Raw genomic sequence first — 12,351 nt, forward strand, 5'->3', positions numbered from 1 at the left:
GGCGGTCGGCGCCGCAGCGGATCCCGCCCGGGTGAAAGCAGGCTGTCAGGTGGAGAAGCTGGCGCCGGCCATGGGTCAGGTGCCTTGCGTCGGCGCAGCCGCATGCCAACCGTTCTACGGCGGCGTGATCACGCGCGTGCGGCGCACGATCATGCGCGCAAGGCCGGGCGCGTGGGCCATGACGCCCGCGAACAATCCGGGCGCATGCCGAAGCGCGAAGCCCGCGATGGAGGCGATCCGCATGGGCCCGGCGAGCCTGTGGTGCCACGCGGCGTGGAAGTCGGGTGCCGCCTGGCCCGCCAGGATGGCCTCCGCCGCCGCGATGCCGCCCGCCAGCGCCATGGCCATGCCGTCGCCGAGGAAGGACGGGATCACCGCGAACTGGTCGCCCACGCGCATCAGCGCCGGATCGGCGCCCGGCCCGTCGCGGTGCAGGTATCCATAGGGCACGCCAGCCACCGTCAAAGGGCGCGGCATGCAAGGTTCCGCACCGTCGAGGAGCGACGCGGCGAGGCCCGAGCCGGCGGCGACCAGCGCCATGAAGCCCTTGGCATCGCGCGCGGCGGCCGCCTGCCCGGGTGCGAGGGCGGCACACAGATTGGCCTGGCCATCGGCGCTCGGCTGCAGCCCGGCATAGCCCGTGCCGCATGGCAGGAGCGTCACGGCATCGAGCGGCGCGCGAAGCCGCAGGTGCAGCTTGGCGCCGATCCATCCCTCCGGTGCGCCCGCGCGCGGGATGCCGCGCAGCGCATGCTTCCCGGTTGCCAGCACAAGGCACGGCCCGCGCAGCATCGTTCCATCGGCCAGGCGAAGGGACCAGCCCGGACCATCGCGCGCTGCATCGCGCACGGCCTGGCCGCGCAGGACCGTCGCGCCCGCAGCCCCGGCCGCGGCCAGCAATGCCTCGTCCAGCGTCGCGCGCGGCAGGCCCCAGGCGAGGAAGGGCAGCGCCATCCGCGCCTGCCCGCCGCCGCGCCGGGCGATGCCGGCGGCCGCGATGGGCGCGCCGCCCAACGCCCGAGGATCGACCCCCAGGGCGTGCAGGCACCCGACCGCGTCGGCGCCGAGGAATTCACCGCAGACCTTCTCGCGCGCGGCGGCTTCGCGTTCGACCAGCAACACGCTTCGTCCGGCCCGGGCCAGGGTGATCGCGGCCGCCGTCCCGGCCGGCCCGCCACCGGCGATCAGCACCTCGGCATCGCGTGCCGCGGCGGTCAGGCCTTGCCCTCCGTGCAGATGGCCCAGCGGAACGGGAGTTGCCATGCGATGCGCGCCGGGGTGCCGGCCTCCGCCGTCAGCCGGCGCCAATCCCGGCGCGTGAAGGCGCGGGCGACGGAGATGGTCGAATCATGCACGACCATCGGGTCCAGCCGCATCAGCCGCGTGCCCAGCCACAGGCCGATCCAGGGCATCGCATGGCGGTGCAGGTCGTTGATCATCCAGCCATGCCGCGCATGCCGTTCCATCCAGCGCAGGAAGCGGACGAGGTCGGCATCCGGCAGGTGATGCGTGAACAGCGCGGAGACGATCACGTCGTACCGTGCATCACCGGGCAGGTCGAACAGGTCGGCGGTGATCCATGCCCCCGGCGTGCCCGCCGCGCGCGCCGCGGCGGCCGCGGCCGGGCTGCGGTCGAGGCCCGTCAGTGCCACGGCCACGCCGCGCGCACGCCCCCAGTGGTCGATCCGGCGAAGCATGTCGCCGCCGCCCGCGCCGACATCCAGCACCGACAGCGACCGCACGCCGGTGCGCGCCACCAGCCGGTCGAGCCAGCGCAGGGTCGGCCGGTAGCCGAAGCTGATCCGGTTGAGGAATTCCAGGTCCCGCAGGGCTGAGCGGAATGCCGCCTCCCCCTGCGCGGCATCGTCCATCCGTTCGGCTTCGTCGCTGCGCGCGCGGAGCCATGAGCGCGCCATCAGACGGTCGTGAAGCGCATGGTTTCGGCCGAGACACCCGGTCCGAAGGCGATCGCGCACCCGAATTGCCCGGGCTGCTGCCGGGCCATCATGTCGCGCAGTACGAACATCACGGTGGCCGATGACATGTTGCCATGGTCGCGCAGCACGGCGCGGCTTTCGCCGAGCGTGCCATCGGGCAGGTCCAGCCCGTGGGCCACCGCATCCAGGATGCTGCGGCCGCCCGGATGCACGGCCCACAGATCCACATCCGACGGCCTGGCGCCGCCCAGCATGGCGTCGCAGATCGTGGGCAGCACATGGGCGACGGTGAAAGGCACGAGGCCCGAAAGCTGCATGTCGAAGCCACTGTCGCCGATATGCCAGGTGATCTGGTCGGCGGCTTGCGGCACCAGCCCGGCATGGAAGCCGTCGACGCGCAGGCCCACGGGCTCCGCGGTGACCAGCGCGGTGGCGCAGCCATCGGCGAAGATCAGGAACGACAGCAATTGCTCGATCGCGGTGCTGCCCTGCAGATGGAGAGAGCAGAGTTCGAGGCAGATGACGACGACGCGGGCCTTGGGGTCGCTGTGCACGATGTGCCAGGCGACCTTGAACGCGTTGATCGCCGCCTGGCAGCCCATGAAGCCGATGATCGTGCGTTCGACATCGCCACGAATGCCGTAGTGATTGATCGCCCATTGGTCGAGGCCGGGCGCTGCGAAGCCGGTGCAGCTCGCAAAGATGATGTGCGTGACGTCCTTCGCCTCCTCCGCCAGCCCGAGGCGGTCGAGGGCGGCCTGCGCCAGTGCGGGGGCGGTCTGTTCATAGCGCACCATGCGGGCCTTGGTGGACGGGAACGCCTCGCCCACGCGGTAGAAGCCGCAGGTGGTGCCGCTGCCGCGCGGTTCCGAAGGTTCCAGCACCGACCAGCGCTGCGCGATCTGGCTGCGATTGGCCATACGCTGAAAGGTGTTGGAATCGCGCCCTTCAAGGACATAGCGGCTGGCGAAGTGGGTGAACGCGTCGTGCACCTGGTTCTTCGGCACAGCGCAGGCGATGCGATTGATGAAGACCTGGGACATTGCGGGGGTGCTTACGCGGTGGTTCGGGGGGCGGCAAGGACCGGCCGTGCCGGCGGGGCATGTGCCGTGGGCGCCGGTTGCGGGCGGAGGATTGGAGGGGCGCCGCCCCTCCAAGCCACCCCGCCAGGGACCAACGGGTCCCTGGACCGCGGGACATTGGCGCCGGCGTGGGGGAGTGTGCTTCGGGTCGGCGCCCGGCATAATTCCGGTCCACGGGCACGACGCATTCCTCCGTAGTCGAAACCCACCGCGATGCCCCGCGCCAGGTCGAGGTTCCCAAAGGCCTTAAGCCTTTGGTGGGGGAGGTCCGGAGGGGGCAAAGCCCTCTCCGGTTCATCCTCACGATCCTATCCCAGCGCCCGCCGCACTGCGGCCCCCAGGCGCTGCGCCGCCGCCTTCAGCGCCGCCGAATCATGCCCCGAATACCCGATCACGAATCCGTCGCATCCGGCCGGCACCAGCCGCGTCTCCGACAGCAGCCAGCCTTCCACGCCTGCTTCCGCCTGGATCTGCCGTGCCGTGCCGGCCGGCAAGCCATCGGGCAGGGTGGCGAGCAGATGCAGCCCATGGTCCGGCAAGGCGATGCCGAGGCGCCCGCCTGACGCCTGCGCCAGCGTGCCAGCCACCATGTCCCGCGCGGCGCGGTACAGCGTGCGCATCCGCCGAAGATGCGCGGCGAACTCGCCGCCTTCCATCACCTCGGCCAGCGCGCCCCCCATCAAGGGGGAGGGGAAGCGGTCCGACACCGCGCGCGCGGCGACCACGCGGCCCATCAGGACCGCCGGCACCACCACGAAGCCGATGCGCAGCCCCGGGAACAGTGTCTTGGAGAAGGTGCCGAGATAGATCACCCGGCCCTGCCCATCGATCCCTGCGAGGGCAGTCAGCGGCGCGCCGGCGAAGCGGAATTCGCTGTCGTAGTCATCCTCCATGATCCACGCCCCCGTCGCCTGCGCCCAGTCCAGCAGGGCCAGCCGGCGCGCCATGGTCATCGTGACCCCGGTGGGGAACTGGTGGGACGGCGTGACATAGGCCATGCGCGCCGACGCTTCGCGTGCGCGCCCGGCGGCGACGTCGATGCCGCCGGCATCCACCGGCACCGGCACCAGCCTGGCGCGCAGCGCCTCCAGCGTGCGCCGCGCGGTGGGGTAGCCGGGATCCTCCATCCACACGGCATCGCCGGGATGCAGCAGCACCTCGGCACACAGCCGCAGCCCCTGCTGCGTGCCGCTGGTGATGACGATGCGGCTGGGGTCGCAGGCGAAGCCGCGCGTCGCGGCGAGGTGCGCGGCGATCGCGCGGCGCAGCGCCTCATGCCCGCGCGGGTCGCCATAGCCGAGGTCGCCCGGATCGGCGCGCACCACTCGGTCGCGCAGTGCGCGGCCGAGCCGGCGCAGCAGGATCGGGTCGGCCGTCGTGCAGCCAACGGCGAATGGCCCGCGTCCCGAAGGTGGGGCCGGCGCGGGCACCCGATCGGGCGCGGCAGGTCCGCGCGGCACCTGGGCCGCGACGTAGGTGCCGTCGCCGATGCGCGCCTCGCCCAGCCCGTCGCTCAGCAGCAATTCATAGGCAACGACGACGGCATTGCGCCGGACCCCGAGTTGATCCGCCAGCGCGCGGCTGGACGGCAGGCGAAGTCCCGCCGCCAGCCGGCCATCGAGGATCGCGGCGCGCAGCCCGGCATGGACGCGGCTTGACTGGCTGCCCGGTCCGTCCAGCCGCAGCGGGATGTCCAGCACGGCGATGCGGCTTTCTCGATTGGTCGGCATTCGTCGATCCGGATTGGTCCTCGCACCGACCAATTTGGCGATGCCACAAGACAGTCGTCAACCAAGGGCCTTCCCATGTCCGTCACCGCCGATGCCCCTGCCTATCCCGTCGACAAGGTCAACCGGGTGAAGCGCCGCCACGATCGCGGCGCCTACGACCACGCGACGGTGCATGCCATCCTCGACGCCGCGGCGATGTGCCACGTCTCCTATGTCATCGACGGCCAGCCGTACTGCACGCCGACGCTGTTCTGGCGGGAGGGCACGCGGTTGTACTGGCATGGCAGCAGCGCGAGCCGGATGCTGCGCAACCTGTCGGAGGGCGAGCCGGCCTGCCTGACGGTGACGCATCTCGACAGCCTGGTCATGGCGCGCTGCGGCTTCAACCATTCGGCCGACTACCGCTCGGCCATGTGCTTCGGCCAGGCGCGGCTGGTCAGCGATCCGGATGAGAAGCGCCAGTCGCTGGTGATGATGGTCGATCGCCTGTTTCCCAACCGCACCGCGGGCCTGCGCCAATCGACGGCGCAGGAGATCAAGGCGACGGCGGTGGTATGGATGGAGATCGAACGCGCTTCGGCCAAGATCCGCGCCAAGGGCGTGGGCGATGACGAGGAGGACTACGCCCTGCCGATCTACGCCGAGCGTTTGCCGGTGCGCATGGTGATTGGCGAGCCGGAACCCTGTCCGCGGCTGATGGACGGTGTCGCGCGGGGGGAGGACCTGAAGGCGTATCGGCCAGGCCGGACGTTGGATGAGGCGCTGACCGAGGCCTATGCGGAAGCCTATGCCGCGGAGGCCGGTGCCTGATGAGGCACGGCTGGCGCCCATGGCGGTTGCCTGCGCAACCGCCATGGGGCCGCAGGCGTCAGGCCCGCGTCACCTGCGGCGGGTACCAGCTGCCGTTGAGCACCGAGAAGGCCGGCGCCGACATCGGCCAATAGAGCCGGAACATCAGCACGAAGCCGTCGTGCGGCGCCGGCAGCCAGTTGGACTGGCGGTCGGCGCCGGGATCGTCGGCCTGGATCAGCAGGTCGGTGGTGCCGTCGGCATTCGCCGTCAGGTCGTTGCGTGAGCTCAGCGTGTAGCGGTTGAGCGGGTTGTTCACGAAGAAGAAGTTCGAATCATACATGGTCAGCGACCAGAAGCCGCGCGCGGGCGGGCGCTGCCCGGCCGGGAAACGCAGCCTGTAGCGGTTGGCACCGTTCAGCTTCTGGCCTGTCGAATCCACCTCGGTGAAGGGATAGACGGCGTCCTGCGGATGATTGGCACCCAGCCCGACCGCGGTGACGTAGGCGCGGTTCAGGTAGTTCGTGCCGTAGGTCCCGGTCTCGGTGATGACGAACCAGTTGTTGGTCTGCCGTGCGGCCGCCTCACTGGAGCGGATGCGTCCCACGACCGCGGCCTGGCCGGCGCGCGGCGCGCCATCGACGGCACGCCGCACCGCCTGCGACGCCCGCGTCACGTCGAAGGGCCGTCCGGGCACCAGCCCGATCCGCGCCATCCGCGCGACGAAGGGGGCATCCGCGGCCGCCGGCGGGTTCGCCGCCATCAGCTCCGAGAGCAGGCGGAAATAGTCCACCCCGCTCATCCGATCGACCTGGTCGCGCACGCCGGTACGTGTGTCGATCGCCGGATCGACGCGGCCGGCCGGCGGCGTCCAGTCCCGCCCCCAGCTCGACAGCGGCTGAAGCTTCATGCGGTCCTGGATGGCGTGGACCGCCGCGTAATCCTCCGGCGTGCCGGTGCAATAGACGCGGCCGAGGATCCACAGCATGTCGGTGGGCGAGCGGATCACCGGGATGCCCGGCGGCGTCGCGCCGCGGAACTTCGGCCCCGCGATCACATAGGTCTGCGCCTGGTTGCCGGTGGTGCGCGACCCGGCGACCGACATCACATTGGTCCAGCCATCCAGCATCGGCATCAGGTAGTAGCGGTCGGGCATGGCCGGCCATGACACGACCCACGGCTCGGCACCGAGGTCGAGCCAGGCCGTGCAGTACAGGGTGTCCGCATTCGGCGCCGTCACATCGCGGAAACTGGCGTCCGGATAGGTGCGGGACATGTGGAACTGCCCCATCGGCGCGCGGCCGACGGTTCCGGTCGCATTCGGCACGTTGGTCGAGACGCGCCGCGTCACCTCCATCGTGACCAGCGAATAGCCGAAGACATAAGCCTCGGCGGCGATGCGCGCGGCATCGGCCTCGCTGACGGCGGCACCCTGCGCGAGCGCCGGTGCTGCGACGGTGGCGGCCGGCAAGGCCAGGGCAAGGCGGCGGGACAGCCGCGTCGCGGCATCGGGCTGGGTGGTGTTGGGCATGGCGTGCGACCTTGTTTCCGGAAGTTCGATTCCCGAGCGGACCGAATTATGAACCTGATAACCGGTCGCGACCAGCCGTCATCGATATCCGAAATCGGCGACGCGGTGCCCTGCCGCGTCGCCGCCCGAATCCGGTCTCAGCCCGCCGCCTTGGCTTCCCGCCGGCGCTTCGTCAGCACGAACTCGGTATAGCCGTTCGGCTGCTTCGCCCCTTCGAACACCAGGTCGCAGGCCGCCTTGAAGGCCGCACCGTCGAACCCCACCGCCATCGGCCTGTAGGCGGCGTCCCCGGCATTCTGCCGGTCCACCACGGCGGCCATGCGCTTCATCGTCTCCATCACCTGGGCCGAGGAGACGACGCCATGGCGCAGCCAATTGGCGATGTGCTGGGACGAAATGCGCAGCGTCGCGCGGTCCTCCATCAGCCCGACATCGTTGATGTCCGGCACCTTGGAACAGCCCACGCCCTGGTCCACCCAGCGCACGACATAGCCCAGGATGCCCTGGGCATTGTTGTCGAGCTCCGCCTGCACATCGGCGGGCGACCAGTTGGTGTCCTGCGCCAGCGGCACGGTCAGGATGTCATCCAGCTTCGCGCGTCGGCCGCCCTTCACCAGTTCCTCCTGCCGCGCCGCCACATCGACCTGATGGTAGTGCAGCGCATGCAGCGTCGCGGCGGTCGGCGACGGCACCCAGGCGGTATTGGCGCCGGCCTTAGGATGCCCGACCTTCTGATCCAGCATCGCGGCCATCATGTCGGGCATCGCCCACATGCCCTTGCCGATCTGCGCGCGGCCGCGCAGGCCGCAGGCCAGGCCGGTATCGACGTTCCAATCCTCATAGGCGCCGATCCAGGCCGCCTTGCGCATGTCGTTCTTGCGCACCACGGCGCCGGCTTCCATCGCGGTGTGGATCTCGTCGCCGGTGCGGTCGAGGAAGCCGGTGTTGATGAACACCACGCGGTCGCGCACCTTCGCGATGCAGGCCTTGAGATTGACCGTGGTGCGCCGCTCCTCGTCCATGATGCCGATCTTGAGCGTGTAGCGCTTGAGCCCGAGCGCGTCCTCCACGCGACCGAACAGCGTGTCCGCCCAGGCCACTTCCTCCGGCCCGTGCATCTTCGGCTTGACGATGTAGACGCTTCCGGCGCGCGAGTTCAGCCGCTTGCCGTTGATGTCGTGCAGCGCGATGGCGACGGTGCACAGCGCATCGAGGATGGTCTCCGGCACCTCCGCCCCATCCAGCGTGACGGCATCGGTCATCATGTGGTGGCCGACATTGCGCACCAGCATCACTGACCGGCCATGCAGCGTCAGCGTGCCGCCGCCGGGCTTCTGGAACACGCGATCGGGATTCAGCCGGCGGACCATGGTCTGGCCGCCCTTCTCGAATTCCGCCGTCAGGTCGCCCGTCATCAGGCCGAGCCAGTTGCGGTAGACCTCGACCTTGTCCTCGGCATCGACGGCCGCGACGGAATCCTCGCAATCCTGGATCGTCGTCAGCGCGGCTTCCATCACCACATCGGCGATGCCGGCGGCATCGGTCTTGCCGATCGGGTGGGTACGGTCGAACACCACCTCGATATGCAGGCCGTTGTTGACGAACAGCAGCGCGGCCGGTGCGGTCACGTCGCCGAGGAAGCCTACGCATTGCCCAGGCTTGGCGAGGCCGGTCGTGGAACCGTCCTTCAGCGTGACCACCAGCGTGCTGCCATTCAGCCGATAGCCGGTCGCATCCGCGTGGCTGCCCTTGGCGAGCGGCACCGCCCCATCCAGCACCGCCCGTGCCTTGGCGATCACCAGCGCCCCGCGCGCGGGGTCGTAGCCCTTCACCTTCGGCCCCGTCTGCGGAATGGCGTCCGTGCCGTATAGCGCGTCATACAGGCTGCCCCAGCGCGCATTCGCCGCATTCAACGCATAGCGGGCGTTGGACACCGGCACGACCAGCTGCGGCCCGGCCATCGAGGCGATCTCGGCATCCACATTGGTGGTGCCGACCGCGACCTCGGCCGGTTCGTCGACCAGGTAGCCGATATCCTGCAGCATGCCGGTATAGGCGGGCAGGTCCACCGGCCGGGCGGGATTGGCGCGATGCCAGGCATCGATCTCCGCCTGCAGCCGGTCGCGCTTGGCCAGCAGCCCCGCATTGGCGGGCGCCAGTTCCCGCAGGATGGACTCCATCGCCGCCCAGAACGCAGCCGGCGCGATGCCGGTGCCGGGCAGGGCTTCATTGTCCATGAAGGTGCGAAGTGCCGGTGCCACCTGCAGGCCCATACTTGCTGCCATATCCACTCTCTCCCACCGGTATGTCGTTAAACCCCAAATGGGGCTGCTTTCCATTGGTGCTGTCTAGTGCGCTTTTCCGCAGTTGCGAAATCAGCGGCGCCGGGCGGCGGTCAGCCGCGCCGCACCCATTCCAACTCCACCCGGCAGGCCTCGCTGAAGCCCTTGAGCGGGTCGTCGTGCACCCGTCTCGCTTCCGCCGCGATTTCGGCGAAGGTCTTGTTGGGTGCGGCATAGGTCGTGAGGATGTGCTCCAGCACGCCTTCCGCCTGGTGCGTCACCGGCGGCGTCGCGAACAGACGGATGCGGCCCATCAGGGCATAGAGCCCCGCGAAACTCTCGGCGGGCGCGCCCTCATGCTGGAGCGAGTCCAGCAGCAGCCTCGCCGCTTCCTGCATGAACTCGACATAGAGCGCCTCGCGCTTCGCGATCTCGGCGGTCAGCCGCTGCTGGCGATGCGTGCCGCGCTGGCTGACCCAGGCGGTGGCGAGCGACGCGAAGCCGCCGATCGCCGACCCCGCCAGCGCCGACACCGCCGACAGCACTGCGGGTTCCATGGCTCACCTCCGGTGCAACGTCAGGTCCTTGGTAATGCAGGATTGATGCCCGCGCCGCGCGGCGTCAAATGCCCAGGGCCTTGCCCCGCGACCAGCCGGGCGCGAGGCTGCCAACCGCACGTCGCCCAAGGAAGGACGCCAACATGGCCTGGACAACACCCCCGCATGTCAGCCAGCACTGGCAGGTGACCAAGCCCGGTGCGACCGGCAAGCGCGGCATGGTCGCCTCCCAGGCGCGCGACGCCGCCGAGGCGGGCATCGCAATCCTCGAACAGGGCGGCACCGCCGCGGATGCCGCCGTTGGCACCGCCTTCGCCCTGGCCGTCGTCGAGCCCTGGAATTCCGGCCTGGGCGGCATCGGCTTCACCCAGGTCGCCGGGCCGGGCATGGCCCCGCAGACCTTCGATTTCGGCCCGGTCTCGCCGCATGCGCTCGACCCTGCCGCCTTCCCGATGACCGGGCAGATGAAGGCGGACCTGTTCACCTGGCCGGAGGTGTTCGAGGACCGCAACGTCCACGGCCCGCTGTCCTTTGCCATCCCCTCCTCCGTCGCGGGCTATGCGGAACTGCATGCCCGGCATGGCAAGCTGCCGCTGTCGGTGGTGATGGAACCGGCCATCGCCCTGGCCAGGCGCGGCCTGGCGCAGGATTGGTTCACCACGCTCAAGGTCGCGAACAGCGCGGCGGTGCTGCGGCTCTATGCGGAATCCGCGCGCATCTACCTGCCCGGCGGCCTGCCGCCGGTCGCGCCGTACCAGGGCAGCCCCGGCTTCTTCCGCCAGGGCCGCCTGGCCGAGACGCTGGAACGCCTGGCCCATGCCGGCCTGCGCGACTTCTACGAAGGCGAGGTGGCGGGCGAATTGCTGGCGGATTTCCGCGAGATGGGCTCGCCGATCAACGCCGCCGACCTGGTGGGCTGCCGCGCGGTGGTCAAGCCGGCGCTGGAGGCTTCCTGGCGCGGCAAGCGGCTGTTCCTGGCGAATGGGCTGACCGCCGCGCCGACCCTGCTACGCGTGCTGGAAGGCATGCGCGGGGCGGATTTCTCGGGCGGCGCGCCGTCGGCCGCTTGGTATGCACAACTCGCCCGCGTGCTGCGCGGCGCCTATGCCGAACGGCTTGCCGGACTTGGCGATGCGGAACCCAAGGCTGCCGAATCCTGCACCACCCACCTGACCGTCTGCGACAAGGACGGGATGATGGTGGCGATGACCACCACGCTTCTCTCCTCCATGGGCAGCCGCGTCGTGCTGCCGCGTTCGGGGGTGCTGATGAACAACGGCATCATGTGGTTCGACCCGCGGCCGGATGCGAAGAACGCGATCGCGCCCGGCAAGCGTCCGCTGACCAACATGTGCCCGGTCATCGCCGCCGAGGGCGACGCGCCGATGCTCGCCACCGGTGCGTCCGGCGGGCGGCGCATCATGGCCTCGGTGTTCCAGACCCTGTCCTACGTTGCCGATTTCGGCATGACGCCCGGCGAGGCGGCGCATCATCCGCGCCTGGACGTCTCGGGCCCCGAGGGCGTGACGGCGGATATCCGCCTCGGCGCCGAGACGCTGGCTGCCCTGGCCAAGGACGACACGGTGACGGAGGTGGAGCACGCTGTGCTGCCGGTGAATTTCGCCTGCCCCAACCTGATCCGCATCACCGCGGATGGCACGCGTGAAGGCATCACTGATGCCATGAGCCCCTGGAGCGCCGCGCTCGCGCAATAGCCCGGCCGACCGCACGCCGTGATTCCAGCGGCGTGCCATATGCGATAGCGTCATGCCGACGCCGGGATCGCCCGGCGCCGGAGGCGCGATGTCCGACACCGTCCCGGGAGCCGCCGATCCGTCCGATGACCGCCGGAAACCGCTGGCGGGGGCGGCGCCGAACGGTTCGGCCGCCGTGATCCTCGCCGGTTTGGGCGAACGCCGCAGCATGCCCCGCACGGAGGTCCAACTGCCGTGCACGGTCCATGTGGGTTCCCACGTGCAGGATGCGACGGTGCGCGATGTCTCGCCGGGCGGCGCCATGCTGAATGGGGTCCGCGGCCTGCTGGCCCATGATCTCATCCGCATCCACTTGGGCGGTCGCGAGGACCTGCGCTTCGTTGCCGAGGTGCGCGGGGTGAGCCTGCTGGGGGTGCATGTCGCGATCCTGAGCGCCGACGATCAGCCACGCTGGCGCGATGCGATCCGGGACCTCGTGACGTCGCGGCCGGCGGGGTCGGATTAAGGCGCGATTGGTTCACATTGGTTCACCTGTCACGCTCTAACCTATTGTTCGATCGCGTGGTTCAGGCCTTCGGGTCATTCGCACCTGCGGCCATCACGCGCTAGGTCATGTGGACTCTAGGGATTCCCTGGCTGATGGAAGCATGATTCAAAGCTGCCTTTTGGAGGCGGCGGATGGGCGTGCTGGATCGGTTGATCCTGGATGACGCGGCGTGGGCGCGGAT

The 12,351-nt window shown here is 69.9% G+C and carries 10 protein-coding genes; 3 read left to right on the forward strand and 7 right to left on the reverse strand.

The window, feature by feature from the left end:
- Positions 1 to 114: 114 nt before the first annotated feature.
- The 4 genes from AAFN86_RS10115 to AAFN86_RS10130 all read right to left on the reverse strand — a co-directional run bounded on the left by AAFN86_RS10115 (position 115) and on the right by AAFN86_RS10130 (position 4,749).
- Positions 115 to 1,263 carry an FAD-dependent monooxygenase gene (locus AAFN86_RS10115; protein WP_347543178.1) on the reverse strand — a complete coding sequence of 383 codons (1,149 nt, stop codon included), beginning with the start codon at positions 1,261 to 1,263 and terminating at the stop codon, positions 115 to 117.
- The gene (locus tag AAFN86_RS10120; RefSeq protein ID WP_347543179.1) at positions 1,215 to 1,916 is read right to left on the reverse strand and encodes a methyltransferase domain-containing protein; all 702 of its coding nucleotides are present in this window, start codon (positions 1,914 to 1,916) and stop codon (positions 1,215 to 1,217) included. Before AAFN86_RS10120 ends, AAFN86_RS10115 begins: the two co-directional genes overlap by 49 nt.
- Positions 1,916 to 2,980: a type III polyketide synthase gene (locus AAFN86_RS10125; RefSeq protein ID WP_347543180.1), complete on the reverse strand. Its 1,065-nt coding sequence runs from the start codon at positions 2,978 to 2,980 to the stop codon at positions 1,916 to 1,918. The genes AAFN86_RS10120 and AAFN86_RS10125 overlap by 1 nt, the downstream gene beginning before the upstream one ends.
- 347 nt (positions 2,981 to 3,327) lie before the next feature.
- Positions 3,328 to 4,749, reverse strand: coding sequence for a PLP-dependent aminotransferase family protein (locus AAFN86_RS10130; protein ID WP_347543181.1), 1,422 nt, complete (start codon positions 4,747 to 4,749; stop codon positions 3,328 to 3,330).
- Between the two features lie 75 nt (positions 4,750 to 4,824).
- Between AAFN86_RS10130 and AAFN86_RS10135 the strand changes: the two genes are divergently transcribed.
- Complete coding sequence (locus tag AAFN86_RS10135; protein WP_347543182.1) at positions 4,825 to 5,559, forward strand: pyridoxamine 5'-phosphate oxidase family protein; 735 nt, start codon at positions 4,825 to 4,827, stop codon at positions 5,557 to 5,559.
- 58 nt (positions 5,560 to 5,617) lie between these two features.
- Here the strand turns inward: AAFN86_RS10135 and AAFN86_RS10140 are convergent, their stop codons facing one another.
- The 3 genes from AAFN86_RS10140 to AAFN86_RS10150 form a co-directional block, all read right to left on the reverse strand.
- Positions 5,618 to 7,069, reverse strand: a complete 1,452-nt coding sequence (locus AAFN86_RS10140; protein WP_347543183.1) for a DUF1254 domain-containing protein — start codon at positions 7,067 to 7,069, stop codon at positions 5,618 to 5,620.
- A 137-nt stretch (positions 7,070 to 7,206) separates the two neighbouring features.
- Positions 7,207 to 9,354, reverse strand: a complete 2,148-nt coding sequence (locus AAFN86_RS10145) for a malate synthase G (RefSeq protein ID WP_347543184.1) — start codon at positions 9,352 to 9,354, stop codon at positions 7,207 to 7,209.
- A gap of 110 nt (positions 9,355 to 9,464) precedes the next feature.
- Entirely contained in the window at positions 9,465 to 9,908 is a 444-nt protein-coding gene (locus AAFN86_RS10150) for a hypothetical protein (protein ID WP_347543185.1), read from the reverse strand.
- Between the two features lie 143 nt (positions 9,909 to 10,051).
- Here AAFN86_RS10150 and AAFN86_RS10155 point away from each other — a divergent pair, with 143 nt between their 5' ends.
- Together AAFN86_RS10155 and AAFN86_RS10160 are read left to right on the forward strand one after the other, a co-directional pair.
- Positions 10,052 to 11,623, forward strand: coding sequence for a gamma-glutamyltransferase (locus tag AAFN86_RS10155; protein WP_347543186.1), 1,572 nt, complete (start codon positions 10,052 to 10,054; stop codon positions 11,621 to 11,623).
- Between the two features lie 52 nt (positions 11,624 to 11,675).
- A complete protein-coding gene (locus tag AAFN86_RS10160) occupies positions 11,676 to 12,128 on the forward strand; it encodes a PilZ domain-containing protein (RefSeq protein ID WP_347543187.1) in 453 nt (150 codons plus the stop codon).
- The last annotated feature ends 223 nt before the right edge of the window (positions 12,129 to 12,351 follow it).

The sequence above is a fragment of the Roseomonas sp. CAU 1739 genome (assembly GCF_039839775.1).
GTDB lineage: Bacteria > Pseudomonadota > Alphaproteobacteria > Acetobacterales > Acetobacteraceae > Neoroseomonas.